This is a genomic window from Agromyces sp. SYSU T00194, from assembly GCF_040496035.1.
In the GTDB taxonomy this organism is placed as follows: domain Bacteria; phylum Actinomycetota; class Actinomycetes; order Actinomycetales; family Microbacteriaceae; genus Agromyces; species Agromyces chitinivorans.
In genome coordinates this window covers 749,932-768,943 of record NZ_JBEPJZ010000002.1, presented here as the reverse complement: position 1 = coordinate 768,943, position 19,012 = coordinate 749,932, and the positions used below count along the sequence as shown (strand labels likewise).

Annotated in this window: 15 protein-coding genes; 6 read left to right on the top strand and 9 right to left on the bottom strand. The window is 74.7% G+C overall.

Annotated features, from left to right (window positions below):
• Positions 1-12: 12 nt before the first annotated feature.
• From ABZK10_RS16375 to ABZK10_RS16365, 3 genes are read right to left on the bottom strand one after another with little or no spacing between them, the layout of a single operon-like run.
• A complete protein-coding gene (locus ABZK10_RS16375; RefSeq protein ID WP_353810350.1) occupies positions 13-1,173 on the bottom strand; it encodes an Mrp/NBP35 family ATP-binding protein in 1,161 nt (386 codons plus the stop codon).
• A complete protein-coding gene (locus ABZK10_RS16370; RefSeq protein WP_353810349.1) occupies positions 1,160-1,675 on the bottom strand; it encodes a DUF1003 domain-containing protein in 516 nt (171 codons plus the stop codon). Before ABZK10_RS16370 ends, ABZK10_RS16375 begins: the two co-directional genes overlap by 14 nt.
• The gene (locus tag ABZK10_RS16365; protein ID WP_353810348.1) at positions 1,662-3,005 is read right to left on the bottom strand and encodes a magnesium transporter MgtE N-terminal domain-containing protein; all 1,344 of its coding nucleotides are present in this window, start codon (positions 3,003-3,005) and stop codon (positions 1,662-1,664) included. Before ABZK10_RS16365 ends, ABZK10_RS16370 begins: the two co-directional genes overlap by 14 nt.
• Positions 3,006-3,058: 53 nt before the next feature.
• Here ABZK10_RS16365 and ABZK10_RS16360 point away from each other — a divergent pair, with 53 nt between their 5' ends.
• Both ABZK10_RS16360 and ABZK10_RS16355 read left to right on the top strand, forming a co-directional pair.
• Positions 3,059-3,772, top strand: a complete 714-nt coding sequence (locus ABZK10_RS16360) for a YflT domain-containing protein (protein WP_353810346.1) — start codon at positions 3,059-3,061, stop codon at positions 3,770-3,772.
• Between the two features lie 84 nt (positions 3,773-3,856).
• Positions 3,857-4,198: a TIGR02611 family protein gene (locus ABZK10_RS16355; protein WP_353810345.1), complete on the top strand. Its 342-nt coding sequence runs from the start codon at positions 3,857-3,859 to the stop codon at positions 4,196-4,198.
• A 40-nt stretch (positions 4,199-4,238) separates the two neighbouring features.
• On the opposite strand, the gene ABZK10_RS16350 is transcribed toward ABZK10_RS16355, so the two are convergent.
• The gene (locus ABZK10_RS16350; protein WP_353810344.1) at positions 4,239-5,804 is read right to left on the bottom strand and encodes an aminopeptidase P family protein; all 1,566 of its coding nucleotides are present in this window, start codon (positions 5,802-5,804) and stop codon (positions 4,239-4,241) included.
• Positions 5,805-5,817: 13 nt separating this feature from the next.
• A complete protein-coding gene (locus tag ABZK10_RS16345) occupies positions 5,818-6,831 on the bottom strand; it encodes an endonuclease/exonuclease/phosphatase family protein (protein WP_353810343.1) in 1,014 nt (337 codons plus the stop codon).
• A 103-nt stretch (positions 6,832-6,934) separates the two neighbouring features.
• Between ABZK10_RS16345 and ABZK10_RS16340 the strand changes: the two genes are divergently transcribed.
• The gene (locus ABZK10_RS16340) at positions 6,935-7,807 is read left to right on the top strand and encodes a PHP domain-containing protein (RefSeq protein WP_353810342.1); all 873 of its coding nucleotides are present in this window, start codon (positions 6,935-6,937) and stop codon (positions 7,805-7,807) included.
• Positions 7,808-7,881: 74 nt separating this feature from the next.
• Here ABZK10_RS16340 and ABZK10_RS16335 read toward each other — a convergent pair whose 3' ends face one another.
• Complete coding sequence (locus ABZK10_RS16335; RefSeq protein ID WP_353810341.1) at positions 7,882-9,402, bottom strand: DEAD/DEAH box helicase; 1,521 nt, start codon at positions 9,400-9,402, stop codon at positions 7,882-7,884.
• Positions 9,403-9,547: 145 nt separating this feature from the next.
• Between ABZK10_RS16335 and ABZK10_RS16330 the strand changes: the two genes are divergently transcribed.
• The gene (locus tag ABZK10_RS16330; protein ID WP_353810340.1) at positions 9,548-10,255 is read left to right on the top strand and encodes a ferritin-like fold-containing protein; all 708 of its coding nucleotides are present in this window, start codon (positions 9,548-9,550) and stop codon (positions 10,253-10,255) included.
• A 458-nt stretch (positions 10,256-10,713) separates the two neighbouring features.
• On the opposite strand, the gene ABZK10_RS16325 is transcribed toward ABZK10_RS16330, so the two are convergent.
• Both ABZK10_RS16325 and ABZK10_RS16320 read right to left on the bottom strand, forming a co-directional pair.
• Positions 10,714-11,019 (bottom strand): hypothetical protein, encoded by a 306-nt coding sequence (locus ABZK10_RS16325; protein ID WP_353810339.1) that lies wholly within the window; start codon positions 11,017-11,019, stop codon positions 10,714-10,716.
• Positions 11,019-11,243 carry a DUF3107 domain-containing protein gene (locus tag ABZK10_RS16320; protein ID WP_353810338.1) on the bottom strand — a complete coding sequence of 75 codons (225 nt, stop codon included), beginning with the start codon at positions 11,241-11,243 and terminating at the stop codon, positions 11,019-11,021. The genes ABZK10_RS16325 and ABZK10_RS16320 overlap by 1 nt, the downstream gene beginning before the upstream one ends.
• 105 nt (positions 11,244-11,348) lie before the next feature.
• Between ABZK10_RS16320 and ABZK10_RS16315 the strand changes: the two genes are divergently transcribed.
• A complete protein-coding gene (locus ABZK10_RS16315) occupies positions 11,349-14,546 on the top strand; it encodes a PD-(D/E)XK nuclease family protein (protein WP_353810337.1) in 3,198 nt (1,065 codons plus the stop codon).
• Positions 14,543-17,788 (top strand): ATP-dependent helicase, encoded by a 3,246-nt coding sequence (locus tag ABZK10_RS16310; protein WP_353810336.1) that lies wholly within the window; start codon positions 14,543-14,545, stop codon positions 17,786-17,788. Before ABZK10_RS16315 ends, ABZK10_RS16310 begins: the two co-directional genes overlap by 4 nt.
• On the opposite strand, the gene ABZK10_RS16305 is transcribed toward ABZK10_RS16310, so the two are convergent.
• The gene (locus ABZK10_RS16305) at positions 17,737-18,954 is read right to left on the bottom strand and encodes a phosphotransferase (RefSeq protein ID WP_353810335.1); all 1,218 of its coding nucleotides are present in this window, start codon (positions 18,952-18,954) and stop codon (positions 17,737-17,739) included. The two genes, ABZK10_RS16310 and ABZK10_RS16305, sit on opposite strands and share 52 nt — an antisense overlap.
• Between the last annotated feature and the right edge of the window lie 58 nt (positions 18,955-19,012).

Sequence of the window (19,012 nt, the reverse complement as noted above, 5' to 3'; positions counted from 1 at the left end):
CCGACCCGCGCATCAGCGCACCCGCACCCCGAGTCGGCGGCCCTGCAGCGACCTCGGCCGCGCGGCGAGCCCCGCCGCGACCCGGTCGATCGCGACCGCAGCGGGGTCGTCCGGCGCGGCGACCACGACGGGCTCCCCGGCGTCGCCGCCCTCGCGGAGCGCGATCGAGAGCGGCACCGACGCGAGCAGCGGCACAGGCTCGTCCTGGCCGCGCGAGAGCCGCTCGGCGACCTCGCGGCCGCCGCCTTCGCCGAACACCTGCAGCACCGTGCCGTCGGGCTGGGCGAGCCCCGCCATGTTCTCGATCACGCCGTGCACGCGCTGCCCGGTCTGGCGGGCGACGGAGCCGCTGCGCTCGGCCACGTCGGCGGCCGCGGGCTGCGGGGTCGTCACGACGAGCACGTCGGCGTGGGGGAGCAGCTGGCCCACCGAGATCGCCACGTCGCCCGTGCCGGGCGGGAGGTCGAGCAACAGCACGTCGAGGTCGCCCCAGTAGACGTCGGTGAGGAACTGCTGGATGGTGCGGTGCAGCATCGGGCCCCGCCATGCGACGGCGGCCTGCGCGTCGTCGACGAACATGCCGATCGAGACGACCTTCACGTCGTGCGCGACCGGCGGCAGGATCATCTCGTCGACCCGGGTCGGCCGGGGCGCCCGGCCCTCGTCGTCGACGAGCCCGAGGATGCCGGGGATCGAGAACCCGTGCACGTCCGCGTCGAGCACGCCCACGGCCAGGCCGCGTCGCGCGAGCGCGACCGCGAGGTTCGCCGTGAGCGTCGACTTGCCCACGCCGCCCTTGCCGCTGGTGACCGCGTACACGCGCGTGAGCGACTCGGCGTCGAACGGGATGCCGCGCTTCGGGCGCCCCGCCTGCAGCTTCTCCGTCAGTGCGCGACGCTCCTCCGGCGTCATCACCGACAGCGCGACGTCGGCGCGGCCCGGACCGACGACGGACTCGGCGGCGGTGCGCACGTCGCGCTCGATGCGGTCGGCCGCGGGGCATCCGACGATCGTGAGCTTCACGTCGACCGCGACGCGCTCGCCCGACTCGCGCACGTCGCCGATCATGTCGAGCTCCGTGACCGGCCGCCGGATCTCGGGGTCGAGCACCCCGTCGAGCGCACGCAGGACGCGCCCGACGACGGTGTCGTCGCGGCCGTCAGCTCCCGGCATGCTCGTCCTCGCCGGCCCGCTCGCGCGCGTCGAGCTCGTCGAGCATCGCGCGCAGCTCCGATCGGATGAAGTCCTTCGACGCCATGTCGCTCATCGCCAGCCGCAGCGCGACGACCTCGCGTGCGAGGTACTCGGTGTCGGCGAGGTTGCGCTCGGCGCGCTGGCGGTCCTGCTCGATCTGCACCCGGTCGCGGTCGTCCTGCCGGTTCTGCGCGAGCAGGATGAGCGGCGCGGCGTACGACGCCTGCAGCGAGAGCACGAGCGTCAGGGCGATGAACCCGTAGTCGGCGCGGTCGAACTGCAGGCTCGCCGGGGCGATCGTGTTCCACGTCATCCAGAGCAGGACGAACAGCGTGAGCCCGAGCAGGAACCAGGGCGTGCCCATGCCGCGGGCCACCCACTCGGTGAAGCGGCCGAAGCGGTCGCGGTCGCGCCGGTCGCGCGCGGGCGTGGCGGCGCGGTTGGCGTCGGTGCGCGAGGCGGAGCGGTCAGCGCGTGCCATCGGTCCTCCTCCGCGTGCGGCGTCCGGTCTGGATCGGGATGCTGCCGGTCAGCATCTGCTGGCGGATTGCGGCGCGCTGGCGCACGTCGTCGTCCTCGTCGGGATGCGACCGCCAGTCGTCGGGCAGCAGGTAGTCGAGCACGTCGTCGATCGTGACCACCCCCAGCAGGCGGTTGCGCTCGTCGACGACGGGCACCGACACGAGGTCGTAGCTGGCGAGGATGCGGCTGACCTCGGCGGCCGACGTGTCGGCGCTGACGGGCTCGAGGCCCTGGTCGATGAGGGCGCCGAGGCGCTCGTTCGGAGGGTAGCGCAGCATCCGCTGGAAGTGCACGAGGCCGAGGAATCGGCCCGTGGGCGGCTCGTGCGGCGGCATCGTGACGCACACCGCGGCGCCGAGCGCCGGCGGCAGCTCGTGCCGGCGGATGAGCGCGAGCCCCTCGGCGACCGTCGCGTCGGCCGAGACGATGATCGGCTCGGTGGTCATGAGCCCGCCCGCGGTGTCGGCCTCGTAGGAGAGGAGGAACCGCACGTCGTCGGCCTCCTCGGGCTCCATCAGGTCGAGCAGCTGCTCGCCGCGCTCCTGGGGCAGCTGTGCGATCAGGTCGGCGGCGTCGTCGGGCTGCATGTGGTCGAGCACGTCGGCGGCGCGCTCGTCGCCGAGCGTGGCGAGCAGCTCCACCTGGTCGGCCTCGGGCATCTCCTCGAGCGCGTCGGCGAGGCGACCGTCGGGCAGTTCGGCGGCGACCTCGCGGCGGCGGTCGGCGGGGAGCTCGAGCATGGTGTTCGCGAGGTCGGCGGGCTTCAGCTCGGAGTACGCCGCGATCAGGTGCTCGGCCGACTGCTGCTGGCCGGCGCCGGAGCGCTCGCTCACCTCGCCCCAGCCGACGAACGCGGTCGCGCCGCGGGCGAACGGCGACGCGCTCGTCTTGCGGCGGCGCACGAGCAGCTGGGAGACGTCCCACTCGCCCTGCGCGTGCTCCTCGATGGCGACGTCCTCGATCGTCGCCTCGCCGGAGCCGTCGTCGAAGTCGACCTGGCGGCCGAACATCTCGGCGATCAGGCGCACCTCGCCGCCGCGCTGCTCGAACCGGCGCATGTTGATGATGCCGGTCGTGATGATCTGGTTGCTCGAGATGCTGGTGACGCGGCCGATCGACACGAAGACCCGGCGCTTGCCCGGGATCTCCACGATCAGCCCCACCACCCGCGGCGGATCGTCCTTGCGGTAGACGACGAGCACGTCGCGCACCTTCCCCACGCGATCGCCGGCGGGGTCGAACACGGCGCACCCGGCAAGTCGGGCGACGAAGACTCTCGAGGCGCTCACCACTCGAATGTACCCCCGGGCCGCGCCCCGGGGTCGCATGGGACAATGGGCGCGTGACGAATCCGAGGATGCTGGGCGGCCGCGGCACGAAGTTCCCCACGGTGCCGAAGGGCGACGAGGCGGCGAGCTTCGAGACCTACGCCGAGGCGCAGGCCGCCGTCGACCGGCTCGCGCACGAGGACTTCCCGGTGAAGCAGCTCGCGATCGTCGGCACCGACCTGATGAGCATCGAGCGCGTCACGGGTCGCATGAGCTACGGCCGCGCCGCCGGGGCCGGTGCGCTGTCGGGCCTCTGGTTCGGCATGTTCCTCGGCCTGCTCTTCTTCATCTTCTCGCCGAGCGACCAGTCGTTCGGCGTGCTCTTCGCGGCACTGCTGCTGGGTGCCGGCTTCGGCATGCTGTTCGGGCTCGTGACGTACTCCATCAACCGCCGCCGTCGCGACTTCACGTCGGTGATGCAGGTCGCCGCGGGCCGCTACGCCCTGATCGTCGACCCGGGCCTCGGCGCGCGAGCGCGCGAGATCCTGGGCACGGATGCCTCCCCGCCGCCGCCGGCCCCGGAGCCCACGCGGCCGCGTACCTTCGGCGACGCGACCGACGCGGCCCGCGATGCCGCCGCGACCCCGCGGCCGCGGCCCGCGTACGGCGAGCTCGCCGAGCCCGACGAGACGCCCGAGGCGTCCGAAGCGGCGCCTGACGAGCCTGCCGGGCCGGAGGCCGGCGATGTCGCCGGCGCCCCGGACGAGCCGGCCGCGCGCGACCGGTGACGTCCGCCGCGTCCGCCGCGCCGCGCAGGCGATCCGGAGCCGTCGCGCAGGCAGCTCACAGCACCGCTGCGTAGCATCCGGGGCATGGTCACCGAGCTCGAGCTGCGTCGCGAGATCGCGGCGGGGGAGGACCCCGAGCGCCCCATCCGTCGCGTGCTGCGCCGCGCGCGCGCCTGGATCGAGCGGCACCCGCGACTCCGGTTCGCCTACCGGTTCGCGATCGGCGCGATCGGCGCGCTCGTCGTCGTCGCCGGGGTCATCCTGATGCCGCTGCCCGGCCCGGGCACGCTCGTGTTCTTCCTCGGGTTCGCCATCCTCGGCACCGAGTTCGCGTGGGCGGCGCGCATCGCCGCCTGGGTGAAGCGCATGGTCGACGCGGTGCTCGCCTGGTGGCGCGCGCGCCGCGCGACGGCGCAGGGGGCGTAGGCGCACGGGGCGTACGCAGGCGCAGCCCTGGGGCATCCGCTCAGTCGGTGCCGACGACCTCGCGCACCCACGCCTCGACCTCGTCGGCCGTGCGCGGGAACGCCGCCGACAGGTTCTCGACGCCGGAGGCGGTGACGAGCACGTCGTCCTCGATGCGCACGCCGATGCCGCGGTACTCGGCGGGCACGGTGAGGTCGTCCGGCTGGAAGTACAGGCCCGGCTCGATCGTGAAGACCATGCCCTCCTCGAGCACGCCGTCCATGTAGAGCTCGCGGCGCGCCTGGGCGCAGTCGTGCACGTCCATGCCGAGGTGGTGGCTCGTGCCGTGCACCATGTAGCGCCGGTGGAACTGGTTCTCGGGCTGCAGCGACTCCTCGGCCGACACCGGCAGCAGGCCCCACTCGGCGGTGCGGCGCGCGATGACCTGCATCGCGGCGGCGTGCACCTCGCGGAAGATCGCCCCGGGCCTCGCCACGGCGAACGCGGCGTCGGCCGCCTCGCGCACCGCCTCGTAGACCCGGCGCTGCACCTCGGAGAAGGTGCCGTTCACCGGGAAGGTGCGGGTGATGTCGGCGGTGTAGTAGCTGTCGAGCTCGACGCCCGCGTCGAGCAGCACGAGGTCGCCGGGGGCGACGGGTCCGTCGTTGCGCGTCCAGTGCAGCACCGTGGCGTGCGGGCCGGCCGCCGCGATCGAGCCGTAGCCGACGTCGTTGCCGTCGAGGCGGGCGCGGGCCTGGAACGCACCCTCGATGACCCGCTCGCCGCGCTGCTCGGAGGCCGCGCGGGGGAGCGAGGCGAGCACGTCGTCGAAGCCGCGACGCGTGGCGGCGATCGCGAGGCGCATCTGCCCGATCTCGTAGTCGTCCTTCACGAGTCGCAGCTCCGAGCACGTGCGCGCCAGCGCGGCATCCGGCTCGTGCTCCTCGCCGACCTCGAGGCTGAACGGCGCGTCGGACGCGTTGTGCGAGACGGCGCGCTCTGCGGCGTAGCGGATGCGGGCGTGGTCCACCCGCTCGGTGATGGCGGCGTCGGCCTCGCGGACCACGACGGTGTCGGTGTCGACGGCGGCGATCACGGCGTCGAAGTCGTCGAGCCCGCGCGTCGCCACGCCGAGGTCGGCGGAGACGTGCCCGAGCGACGGGCGCGGCCCGATCCAGAACTCGCCGATCGCCGGGTTCGCGTAGAACTCCTCCGAGTCGCGGCCGGCGCGCTCGCGGAAGTACACGGTGGCGTCGTGGCCGTCGGCCGCCGGCTCGAGCACGAGCACGGCACCGGGCTCGGAGTCGGCGCCCCACCCGGTGAGGTGCGCGAACGCGGAGTGGGCGCGGAACGGGTAGTCGGTGTCGTTCGAGCGCTGCTTCATGTCGCCGGCCGGGATGATGAGGCGCTGGCCCGGGTGCTGCGCCGAGACCGCGGCTCGGCGCAGGGCCGCGGGCGCGGCGGACTCGCGTGCGGGCGGCGCGACGTCGGCGCGTTCGGCCCAGCCCGAGCCGATGTACTCCTTGAACCCCTCCGAGCCGGGCGTCGTCGACCGGTTGGTGTCGCGGCCCGCCTCGGTCTGCTCGGCGGCGTCGGTGGTGCTGGTGTCGGTGGAGTTCGTGGACATGGGGTCCATTCTCTCAGCGCCGGGCGAGCTCCGCCACGATCGGCCGGTGGTCGCTGCCCGAGTCGTCGAGCTCGCCGAGCACCTCGAAGCCCTCGACGCTCCAGTCCGAGGTCGCGAGCACGTGGTCGATCGGGCTGCCGAGCAGGTCGGGCAGGTCGGTCGGCCAGGTGCCGACGCCCGCTGCGCCCGCCTGCAGGGCGGCGTCGCGGCACTGCCCGAGGTCGCCGCCGTCGACGCCGTGCCCCGCGAAGTGGTCGACCGTGGCGTTGAAGTCGCCCGCCATGATCACGCTGCCCGACGCGCACTGCGTGGCGAGCCACTCCAGGTCGCTGCGCCAGTTGCGCATCTCCCAGCGGATCGGCGCGACCGCGTGGGCCGCGACGATCGTCGGGCCGTCGCCGTCGACGGGCTTCGCGACGACCGTCGGCAGCGTGTTCGTGTTGCCGGGCGGGCCGGTGCCGACCGCCGAGACGACCTCGTAGTCGCCGAGGTCGGGGGAGATCAGCAGGGTCGTCGAGCGCGCCTTCGCGATGACGTCGAACGCGATCGTGTTCACCCACATCGGGTTGCCGCCCTCGCGCATCGCGATCGCGACCTCCTCGCCGAGCGGCTCGGTCGTCTCCGGCAGCGACACGATGTCGGCGCCGGTGTCGAGTGCGAGCTGCGCGATCGTGTCGGCGTCGGGCACCTCGCCGAGCGTGTTCCAGGACAGCACCGTGATCGTGTCGGGGCCGGACGCCACCGGCGTGCCCGACGTGCCGCGCATGGCGATGATCCCTGCGTTCGCGACGGCGTACGCGGCGAGCACCACGATCAGCCCCGCGCTGAGGGCACGCAGCTGGTGCGTCGCACTGACCAGCAGGAGCAGGACGCAGCACGCCAGCGCGCCGACGACGGCGAGCCCGCGGAGCGCGACGACGTGCGAGACGATCCACTCGGTCTGCAGGCCGAACCCCTGCGGCCACGTGAACACCGCTGCTGCGGCGGCGGCGCCGAGCACGGCGAGGACGAGGAGCAGCCGGGACACCCGACCCAGCGTAGGGGGTGGTGCCGGGAGCGCCGTGCAGGGTCGCCGTGAGCACGCCGAGAGCGGGCGCGGCGGCGCACGCCGGCGTGGATAGCATGTGAAGATGCCCCGCCTGGACCGTCCCGCCGGCGGCTTCGACCTGCACACGCACTCGAGCGTGTCCGACGGCACGCAGGAGCCCGCGGAGCTCGTCGCGGAGGCCGCGCTCGTCGGCCTCGACGGCATCGCGCTGACCGACCACGACTCCACCGCGGGGTGGGATGCGGCGCGCGAGGCGGCCCGTGCGCACGGCATCGCGCTGCTGCCGGGCATGGAGCTGTCGACGCGCGAGCAGTTCGCGAGCGTGCACCTGCTGGGCTACCTCGTCGACCCCGAGCACGAGGCGCTGCGCGCCGAGACCGCGCGCATCCGCGAGGGCCGGCGCACGCGGGCGGAGGCGATCGTCGAGGCGATCGCGCACGACTACGCACTCACCTGGGACGACGTGCTCGCGCAGGCGACCGAGGGCGCCACGATCGGCCGCCCGCACATCGCCGACGCGCTCGTCGCACGCGGCCACGTGCCGACGCGGTCGGACGCCTTCGCGGGCATCCTGCACTGGCGCTCCGGATACGCCCGACCGCACTACGCGCCCGATCCGCTCACGGGGGTGCGGCTCATCCGCGCGGCGGGCGGGGTGCCCGTGCTCGCGCACCCGGGCACGCGCGGCGACGGCGAGGTCATCGCGCCGAAGCGGCTGCGCCAGCTCGTCGACGCCGGGCTGTTCGGCCTCGAGATCGACCACCCCGAGAACCACGAGGCGAACAAGCGCGCACTGCGCGCGCTCGCCGACCGGTTCGGCCTCGCCGTCACCGGGTCGAGCGACTACCACGGCACGGGCAAGCCCAACCGGCTCGGGGAGCTCACCACCGCACCCGAGGTCGTCGAGCGGATCATCGCCGAGGGCACCGGTACGGAGCCCGTGCTCCCGGGCTGACCGGCGCGGCCGGTCGGCGATGCCGACTCGTCCGGTGCGGCGGACGCGGCCCCGGGGGGGGCCGCGTCACGCGATCACGGCTGGGGCGCCTGGCCGCCCTGGTTCGCACCCTGGCGCGGTCCGCGGCGACGACGGCGGCGGCGCGGCGCAGCCTTGCCGTCGTGGTGCTCGTGGCCCCTGCCGTCGTGCGTGCCCGTGCCGGGCTCGCTCCGCTCCGCAGGCGCCTCTGCGTCGGCCGGGGCGGTCGACTGCGCCTGCGATCCGCCCTGGCCGTCCTGCCCGCCGGACGACGACCCGTTGCGGGTGCGACGCCGATTGCGCGAGCGGCTGCCCTGGCCCGAGCGGGCGCCCGCGGCATCCGCCCCCTCGGCTCGACCGGCCGTGCTCGAACGCGACGGCGGTGCCGATGCGGCCCGGATGCGGCCCTTCGTGCCCTCGGGGATGTCGAGGTCGGTGTACAGGTGCGGGCTCGACGAGTAGGTCTCGGTCGGCTCGGGCTGCCCGAACTCGAGCGCGCGGTTGATCAGCGCCCACTTGTGCAGGTCGTCCCAGTCGACGAACGTGACGGCGATGCCCGTCTTGCCCGCGCGGCCGGTGCGGCCGGCGCGGTGCAGGTAGGTCTTCTCGTCGTCGGGGATGGTGTGGTTGATCACGTGCGTCACGTCGAGCACGTCGATGCCGCGGGCCGCGACGTCGGTCGCGATCAGCACGTCCTTCTTGCCGGCCTTGAACGCGGCCATGGCGCGCTCGCGCTGGTCCTGGTTCAGGTCGCCGTGCACGGCCGCCGCGTTGAAGCCGCGGTCGTTGAGCTCCTCGACCAGCTTCGCCGCCGCGCGCTTGGTGCGCGTGAAGATGACGGTCTTGCCGCGGCCCTCGGCCTGCAGGATGCGGGCGATGACCTCGTCCTTGTCGAGCGAGTGCGCCCGGTACACGAGGTGCTTGATGTTCGCCTGCGTGAGCCCCTCGTCGGGGTCGGTCGCGCGGATGTGGATCGGGCGCGTCATGAAGCGGCGCGCGAGCGCGACGATCGGCCCCGGCATGGTCGCCGAGAACAGCATCGTGTGGCGCGTCGCCGGCGTCTGCGCGAAGAGCTTCTCGATGTCGGCGAGGAAGCCGAGGTCGAGCATCTTGTCGGCCTCGTCGAGCACCATCTCCTGCACGTCCTTCAGCGACAGGATGCGCTGCGAGGCGAGGTCGAGGAGGCGCCCGGGGGTGCCGACCACGATCTGGCCGCCGGCCTTCAGCTGGTCGATCTGGCCCTCATACGCCTTGCCGCCGTAGATCGACACGATGTTGGTGGGGCGGTTCGCGGTCGCGAGCTCGAGGTCCTCGGTCACCTGCACGCACAGCTCGCGGGTCGGCACGACCACGAGCGCCTTGACGCCGGGCTCGGGCGCGTCGCCGAGGCGCTGGATGAGGGGGAGGCCGAAGCCGAAGGTCTTGCCCGTGCCCGTCTTCGCCTGGCCGATGATGTCCTGGCCGGAGAGGGCGAGCGGGATGGTCTGTTCCTGGATGGGGAAGGGCTCGATGATGCCCTTCGCCGAGAGGGCGTCGACCATGTCCTGGGCGATGCCGAGATCGGAGAATGTCGTCAAGAGAAAGTGCCTGTCTTCGAATGTAGAGGCGCGCCCTGGTTCGTCGTCAGGCGCACTGGCCGTCGATCCGTTGCCGACGGCTCCGCAGACGAGTGTACCGGGCGACCCGTCACGACCCCTGAGCGCGCGGCACTAGGCTGGTCGGGTGGTTTCCTGGTCGGCCCGTCGTGGCGCTCGCGGTGAGACGACGGGGCAGCGACCCCGCGTCCAGCCGACGAACCTCACCAGGGTCGACTTCACCGAGCTCACGCCCGACCTGCTGCCCTTCCTCGGGCAGGCCGCGTACATCCAGCTCGAGTTCTTCGAGAACCTCTCGCGGGCCGTCGCCACGTCGCCGAACCTCGCCGCCAAGGAGGGCCTGAGCGCCGCCGCCGGCGTGGCGCTGCGCAAGCACCACGGCCTGATCGAGGAGATCCGCGAGCACGACGCCGAGCCCGAGGAGGTCATGGCGCCGTTCGCGCCGGCCCTCGACGCGTACCGGGCCGCGATCGCCGGCGCAGATTGGTGGGAGCTGCTGCTCGGCACGTACGTCAGTGCCGGCATGCTCGACGACTACTTCATCCGGCTCGCCGACGGCCTCCCCGGGCCCGTGCGCGGGCGCGTGGTGCGCCTGCTCGGCGAGGTCGGCGCGTCGCCGGTGCTCGTCCGCGAGCTGAGCGAGGGCATCGCGACCGTGCCGACGCTGGCCGACCGGCTCGCGCTCTGGGGCCGGCGCATCGTCGGCGACACGATCCTCGTCGCGCGCTCGGCGCTGCGCGAGGGCACCGGGCACGGCCCCGAGGTGGAGCCGATGTTCACCGAGCTGATCGCTGCGCACACCCGCCGCATGGACGGCCTCGGCCTGACGGCCTGACGGCTACCGGGCGGACGGCCCTACCGGGCTGACGGACTGACGGCCCGACGGGCCTACCGGGCTGTCAGCCCGACGGGCCTACCCGGCTGACGGCCTGACGGGCGCCCGCTCGCACGTCCGCCGATGCGCGACGTCGGCCCGCGGCATCCGCTCGCCCGGCGCTCCGAGAGACCGTCCTCGCGCGTGGGCTCGGCCCCAGCGCCCGTGACGGAGGTTCGCTTCTCAGGAGTTCGCGCGCCTGTCGCCCGCGGCGGTGGTTCGCTTCTCAGGAGCCGAATCGGCTGGATGCAGCAATCATGCGTCGCACCGGCCGCATCCGGCCGCTCCGGGCTGCATCGGCTCGGCCCACGCAGGATCGTTGCGTGGCCCGATCGACGGTTCCTGAAAAGCGGGGCAGGCCGAGGTGGGGCGGTTCCTGAGAAGCGGGGTCTCCGCGGAGGCGGAGGCGGGCGGATGCCTCAGGCGAGCTGCGCGCCCGGCCGCTGGAGGCGCTCGGCGAGCGCGGCGTCGGATGCCTCGCGCCTGCGCCCGATCAGCACGTCGGCGCCTGCCGCGGCGAGGCCGGAGCAGACCAGCGAGACCAGCCAGATCCAGCCGCCGTCCCACGGCATGCCGAACCAGGTCAGCACCACCCAGGTGACCGCGGCGGCGGCGGTGCCGATCGCGGGCACCAGCACCGAGCCGTGCAGGTGGCGGCGCGGCAGCGCATAGCGGGCCGCGAGCCCGAGGATCGCCCCGCCGAGGGCGATGAACATCAGCTCCATCAGGCGACGAAGCCGACGCGGCGCGACTGGTCGGTGCCGATCTCGACGTAGGCCAGCGACGCGGTCGGCACGACGTAGACCGAGCCCTTCGCGTCGAGCAGGCGGAGGTAGCCCGACGAACCGGCGAGGGCATCGGCGACGGCCTTCTCGACGTCCTTCGCCGACTGGTCGGACTCGAACCCGATCTCGCGCGGGGAGTTCTGGATGCCGATGCGAATGTCCACTGTGGGCCCTTCCGAGTGTGCGACGTGACCCGCTCAGACTACGACACCGGCGACCCGCCACCGGGCTCGCGTTCACTGTCGGCGCAACCCGTTAGCGTGTGGGCCGTGGAGCAGCCCGACCTCGTCACCGACCCCGCCGCGCCGGGGGCCGTCGCCGTCGCGCCCGACGTCGCGCCGGTCGCGGCGGGCAGAGCGCTCGACCCCGCGCAGTGTCGCGTGCTCGCGCTGCCGGAGGGCCGGTCGGCCGCGGTGCTCGGCGCGCCCGGCACGGGCAAGACCACGCTGGCGGTGGAGGTCGTGGCCGAGCGCGTGCTCGACCGGGCGTACGCGCCCGAGCACGTGCTGGTGCTCGCGTCGAGCCGGCAGGCGGCGACCGGCCTGCGCGACCGCATCGCGCTGCGGCTCGGGGTGCCGACCAACGGGCCGCTCGCCCGCACGGCGAACTCGGTCGCGTTCCAGGTGGTGCGCGGGGCGCTCGCCGACGCCGACCCGACGCTCCTGACCGGCGGCGAGCACGACCGCATCATCGCCGAGCTCATCGACGGCGCCATCGACGACGGCGCCGGTCCGGCCTGGCCCGATGCGCTCGGGCCCGACGTGCGTCGCCTGCGCGGGTTCCGCACCGAGCTGCGCGACCTCCTCATGCGGGCGACCGAGCACGGCATCTCGCCGGCCGACCTGCGCCGGCTCGGCGAGCGGGCCGGCGTCGACGGCTGGGCGGCCGCCGCCGACTTCGCCGAGGAGTACGCCGAGGTCAAGGACCAGTTCCGCGACTCCCGGTTCGACGCCGCCGAGCTGCTGGCCTTCGGGGCCGCGGTCGTCGGCGCGAGCGTGCGCGACCCAGAGGCCCTCGCCGCGATGGGGTCGCTCGCCGAGGCACGCTGCATCGTGGTCGACGATGCGCAGGATGCCACGGAGGGCACGATCGCGCTGCTGCGCGCGTTCGTGCGGCGCGGCGCGTCGGTCATCGCGCTCGGCGATCCCGACGTCGCCGCGAACGCCTTCCGCGGCGGCCGCGCCGACCTGCTCGGGGCACTCGGGCCGGCGCTCGGCCTGCCCGACGTGGAGCAGGTCGTGCTCGAGCACGTGCGGCGCGGCCGGCCGGAGATCCGCGCGGTCGTCTCGGCCGCGACGAGCCGCATCGGCACCGCGCTCGGCGGCCCGCAGCGGGCGGCCGTGCTCGCGGCGGACGACGCGGCACCCGACGGCATCGCCCCGCTCGTGCGCATCGACGCCCCGTCGCATGCCGCGGAGTGCGCCGACATCGCGGCGCTGCTCCGCGAGCGGCACCTGCTCGACGGGGTGCCCTGGTCGCGCATGGCCGTCGTGCTCCGCTCGGGCGGCGAGATCGCGGCGGTCGAGCGCGCGCTGTCGGTTGCAGACGTGCCCACGCGCACCTCGGCGGCCCGGTCGGCGCTGCGCGATGAGGCGGCCGCCGCGCTGCTGCTCCGCGCCGCCTCCTACGTGGTCGGCCGCGAGCCGCTCACCGCCGAGCTCGCCGCCTCGATGCTCGCCGGCCCGCTCGGACGACTCGACGGCGTGGGGCTGCGCCGGCTGCGCCTCGCGCTGCGGCGCGACGAGCTCGCCGCGGGCGGGGAGCGCTCGGGCGACGAGCTGCTCGTCGAGGCGCTCGGCCTGCCCGGCGGGTTCGACACGATCGACGACCGCCTCGCTCGGCGTGCGGGGCGGCTCGGCCGGGTGCTCGCCGAGGCGCGCCGCGTCGCCGACGCCGGCGGCACGATCGAGGAGGTGCTCTGGGCCGTCTGGGACGGCAGCGGGCTGTCGGCCGAGTGGGCCGCCCAGGCCTCCGGGCACGGGCTGCTCGCCGAGGAGGCCAATCGCGCGCTCGACGCGGCAGTGGCGCTGTTCGCCTCGGCTGAGCGGTTCGTCGAGCGGCTGCCGGGCGCGCCCGCACGGCGGTTCCTCGACGACGTGCTCGGCAGCGACGTGCCCGAGGACTCGCTCGCCCCGCGTCGCGCCGACGAGACCGTGCTGGTGTGCTCGCCGCAGGCCCTCGTCGGCAGCGACTACGACGTGGTGGTCATCGCCGGCCTGCAGGACGGCGTGTGGCCGAACCTGAAGCCGCGCGGCTCGCTGCTGCGCGCCGACCGTCTCGCGGCAGTGGCCGAGGCCGACCGTGCGGGCGAGCCGCTCGCGCAGGTCGTCGCCCGCACCGCGGCCGACGAGCGCGCCGAGGTGCGCAGCGACGAGCTGCGGCTCTTCGCGCTCGCCGCCTCGCGCGCCGACCGCCAGCTCGTGCTCGCCTGCACGAGCAACGACGACGAGCAGCCGTCGGTGCTCATGGCGTTCGCCGACGTGCCGAGCGCCCCCCGCCGTCGGCGCCCCCTGCACCTGCGCCGGCTCGTCGCGGCGCTCCGTCGCGAGGTGGCGGCGACCGGGTCGTCCGAGGCGGCCCAGGCGCTCGCCCGGCTGGCCGACGCGGGCGTGCCGGGCGCCGACCCGGGGGAATGGTACGGGCTCGGCGAGCCCAGCACCGTCGCGCCGCTCGTCGACCTCGACGGCGATCCGGATGCCCGGGTGCCGGTGTCGCCCTCGCAGATCGAGAAGGCCGAGGCGTCGCCCGTCGCCTGGTTCGTCGACGCCGTCGCGCAGACGCCGAGCGGCCTCGCCGCGTCGCTCGGCACCATCGTGCACGCCGTCGTCGAGGAGGCATCCGCCCTGCCCGCCGACCAGGTCGACGTCGACCGGGTCTGGGCCGGCATCGAGGCCCGCTGGGGGGAGCTGCGGTTCGACGCCCCATGGCTCGACGCCCGCGAACGCCGCAACGCCCACGGCATGGCGGAGGGCGCGGCCGAGTACCTCGCGGGCTTCGCCGACGACGGCAAGGCGCTGCTCGGCGCCGAGGGGCGGTTCAGCCTCGAGCTCGGGCGCACCCTGGTGCGCGGCACGGTCGACCGGGTCGAGCGCTCGGACGACGGCACGGTCGTCATCGTCGACCTGAAGACCGGGCGCTCCATGCCTGCGGTGAACGGCATGGCGTCGCACCCGCAGCTCGGCGCCTACCAGGCGGCGGCGCGCGAGGGCGTGGTGCCGCTCGACGGCGGCGAGCTGGGCGGGGCGAAGCTCGTCTTCGTCGCGAAGCCCACGTCGGGCCGCGCCTACTCCGAGCGCGTGCAGCAGCCGTTCGACGACGAGGCGGCGGCTGCGTTCGCCGAGCGGGTCGACGCCGCGGGCCGGATCATGGCCGGCGCCCGCTTCGACGGCCCGCTGGAGCTGCCGCACCGGTCGCCGCTCGGCGCGTGGGAGTACCGCGTGCAGCTCGTCAAGGCGGTCAGCGCGTGAGCGGCGCATCCGCGGGCGCGGCCCTGCATCGACCGACGATCGGCGCTCGCGAGATCGCCGCGCGCCTCGGGCTGCCGTCGCCGACCGACGAGCAGTGCGCCGTCATCGAGGCGCCGTACCGCGCGCAGAGCCTCGTCGTCGCCGGCGCCGGCAGCGGCAAGACCGAGACGATGGCGAACCGGGTGGTCTGGCTGCTCGCGAACGGGCACGTCGCCGTGCCCGAGGTGCTCGGCCTGACGTTCACGCGCAAGGCGGCGGGCGAACTGGCCGAGCGCATCGCCCGCCGCGTCGGCCAGCTCGTCGACGAGGGCATCGCCCGCGTCGAGCTCGACCTGCTCGACGCCGCGGAGGTCTCCACGTACAACGCGTTCGCGAGCGCGATCTACCGGGAGCACGCCATGCGCATCGGGCGCGAGCCCGACGCGGCGCTGCTCGGCGAGGCATCCGCCTGGCAGCTCGCCCGCCGGGTCGTGCTCGACAGCGACGACGACCGCCTGGTCGAGCTCGACGCGTCGGCCGACCGCATCACGGGCGCCGTGCTCGAGCTCAGCCGGGGCCTCGCCGAGAACGTGGCCGACCCGCGCGACGTGCGCGTGATGGCGCGGCAGTTCCTGGCGATGCACGACCTGCCCACCGGCTCCGCGCGCAAGAAGCTGCCCTACGACACGTTCGCCTCGGCCATGCAGCAGGTCGGCGCGCTGCCCGTGCTGGTCGACCTCGCCGAGCGGTTCGCCGACGAGAAGCGACGTCGCGGGCTGCTCGAGTTCTCCGACCAGGTCGCGTTCGCGCTCGAGATCTGCGGCCGCGACCCGAGCGTCGTGGAGGCGTACCGCGGGAGGTACGGCGCCGTGCTGCTCGACGAGTACCAGGACACGAGCGTCGTGCAGACGCGGCTGCTGTCCGCGCTGTTCTCCGGGCAGCCCGTGATGGCGGTCGGCGACCCCGACCAGTCGATCTACGGCTGGCGCGGCGCGAGCGCCGTGAACCTGGCGAGGTTCGGGCGCGACTTCGGCGACGGGGACGCCGCGGTCTACGACCTCTCGACGAGCTGGCGCAACCCGCGTCGGGTGCTGCGCGCGGCGAACGTCCTGCTCCGGCCGTTCCTCGACGCGCCCGTGGTGCCCAAGCGGGCGCTCGAGGCGTCGCCGGTCGCGACCGAGGGCACGGTCGAGCTCACCTGGGGCGAGACGGTCGAGGAGGAGGCGGCTGCCGTCGCCGACTGGTTCGCGTGTCGGCTCGGCGTTCCCGGCGACCGTCCGTCGGCGGCCATGCTCTGCCGCACGCTCAAGCAGGTCGACGTGTTCGCCGAGGCGTTCGAGGCGCGGGGCGTGCCGTTCCACGTGCTCGGCCTCGCCGGGCTCCTCGACCAGCCCGTCATCGCCGACCTCGTGAGCGCACTGCGCGTGCTGCACGACCCGAGTGCGGGCGCCGAGCTCCTGCGACTGCTCGGGGGCGCCCGCTGGCAGGTCGGGGCGGCGGACCTCGCCGGGCTCGCCGAGACCGCACGCTGGCTCGCCGCACGCGACCACGCCCTGCAGCCGCTCGACCGGGACGTGCGGCAGCGCCTGCGCGCGTCGGTCACGGCCGAGGAGCACGCCTCGCTCGTCGACGCGCTCGACTTCGTCGTGGAGGCGCCCGCCGGGCACGCGGCGACGGCGCACATCGGCGAGGAGGGGCTCTCGCGCATGCGCGCCGCCGGTGCCCAGCTCATGTCGCTCCGGCGCCGGGCCGGCCTGGAGCTCGCCGACCTCGTCACCCTGGTGCAGCAGGAGCTGCTGCTCGACATCGAGGTGGGCGCGAACGCGAGCCAGCCGCTCGGCGCACCGAGCCTCGAGGCCTTCGACGAGCTGCTGGCCGGCTTCCTCGACGTCAGCGAGGCGCCCACGCTCGGCGCGTTCCTCGGCTGGCTCGCCGAGGCCGAGGAGCGCGACCGCCTCGCGCCCCGGCAGGACGAGCCCGAGCCCGGCACCGTGCAGGTGCTCACCGTGCACGGCGCGAAGGGGCTCGAGTGGGACCTCGTGGCGATCCCGCGCTCGGTCGAGGGCGAGCTGCCGTCGGCGCCGCTGTCGACGAAGGGATGGCTCGCCTTCGGCGCGCTGCCCTACGAGTTCAAGGGCGACCGCGACGAGCTGCCCGAGCTGGCGTGGCGGGGCGTGCACGACCAGAAGCAGTTCGACCAGGCGACGAAGGACTTCCAGGCCGAGATCAGGGCCCTGCACGAGGAGGAGCAGCGTCGGCTCGCCTACGTCGCCGTGACCCGCGCGCGGCGCGGGCTGCTCTTCAGCGGGTCGTGGTGGTCGGTGCAGAAGGGCGCCCGCGGCCCGAGCCCGTACCTGCACGAACTCGTCGCCGGCGGCGTGCTCGACGAGGCCGACCTGCCCGTCCCGGCCGCGTTCGAGGCCAACCCGCGCGAGGGCGGCGGGCAGCGCGCCACGTGGCCGCTCGACCCGCTCGGCACCCGGCGCTCCCGGGTCGTCGCGGCCGCCGCAGCCGTCGCCGCCGCGCGCGACACGGGCGCGACGCACGCGGTCGGCGACGCGCTCGCGCGCGATCTCGACCTGCTGCTCGCCGAGCGCGCGCAGCGGCGCGCCGCCTCCGACCCGGTGGCCGCGCGCCCGACCCGCGTGCCCGCATCGCGCTTCAAGGACTGGGTCGACGACCCCGCCGCGGTGGCCGCCGAGCTGCGACGGCCCGTGCCGCAGCGGCCGTATCGCGCGACCCGCATCGGCACGCTGTTCCACTCGTGGGTCGAGGCGCGCTCCACGGGTGCGGCCGACGCCGTCGACGCGGCCGCGTTCGAGCTCGACGCCGGCGATGCCGTGCCCGTCGAGCACGAGCGGCTCGCGCGGCTGCAGGAGACGTTCGCCGCATCGCCGTGGGGAACGCGCAAGCCCGACGAGGTCGAGGTCGAGATCCACCTGCCGCTCGGCGGCACGGTGTTCGTCTGCAAGCTCGACGCGGTCTACCAGGTCGACCCCGACAGCGAGGCCGGCCGCCGGGGCGTGCGCTACGAGGTCGTCGACTGGAAGACGGGGAAGGCGCCGCGCGACGCGCGCGACCTCGAGCTGAAGCAGACCCAGCTCGCCCTGTACCGGCTCGCGTTCGCGACCTGGCGCGAGGTGCCGCCCGAGGAGGTCGACGCCCTGTTCTACTTCGTGGAGGACGACGCCGTCGTGCGGCCCGAACGCCTCTACGACGAGGAGGAGCTGCTCGAGTCCTGGTCGTCGTCGCCGGTCTCCTGAGCATCGCCCGCCGCGCCGTCATCGGCCCCGGCCTCCTCGCCCCAGCCGGTGAGGTCGAGCGGCAGCGCCCCCGTCGCATCCGCCTCGGGCTCGTCCTGCTCGCCGGCCGCCATGCGCTCGAGGTCGGAGCGGTCGTACGTGTCGGTCAGCATGGTCGAGGCGTCGCGCCCGGGGGTGCGCGGGGTGCGTCCGAGCAGGTCCTCGACCTCGTCGACCGCCATGATCGGACCCGTGTCGGTCGAGAGCGCCGGCGACTCGTCGGAGTGGACGGTCTCGACGAGTCCGTCGAGCAGGCCCACGGCGTCCTCGATGACCTCGGGGTCGCGGGTCTCCACTCCGTGCAGCAGCCAGCGGGCCAGCTCGAGCTCGCCGTGGAGCAGTGCCCGCTGCGCGATGGCGCCGTCCTGGGGGCCGCCACGCGCGCGCAGGTACGCCGAGAGCGCGTGCTCGGCGGCGTCGCCGCGCGCGGTCAGCAGCCAGTGCAGGTCGCGCGCCGGGTCGCCGCCCTGGAGCCCCGACCAGCCGATGACGCCCGACACGTGCGCGCCCTCGACGAGGAACGAGTCGGCCGCGAGCGCCCCGTTGATCACCGTCGGCGCGAACTGCCAGAGCGCCGCGTCGTCGGCGGCGGACTCCCACCGGCGCAGCAGCGCCGCCGGCACCCGACCGGTGTCGGCCGCGCGCCCGATGAGCTCGACCACCGCCGACCGGCAGTCCGCCGCGGTCTGGCGCGGCAACCCCGCCTCGGCGAGGAAGGCCGACGGCAGGAGGTGGATCGCCGCGATCGACTCCCCGACCTCGGACGCGAGCATCGGCTCGGCGGTGAGCCCGTCGGCGTCGCGCACCTGCCCGGGCACGTAGTCGTACACGACCGCACGCGTGCCCGAGACCGGCGCCTGCCCGACGAACGTGGGCACCACGAAGGGCAGCCGGGCGCGGATGCCCGCGGACAGCGCTCGCAGGGCGACCAGGTCGGCCGACTGCTCGAGCTCGGCGCTCGACGTGGTCGGCACGCGGATGAGGAGGGTGCGCCCGTCGGTGCTGCGCAGCAGCGCCGAATCGAACTGGCCGTACGATCCGCGCGAGTGCGGCCGGGCGCCCGAGACCTCGAGCCCCGGAACGGCCGCCGTGGCCAACGCGGCTAGAGTGAGTGGAGGTCTGGCCATGGGTCTCAGCCTAGGCTCGCCCGCCTTCACCGTGGCCGAGCGCCACGCCCTCGCGGTA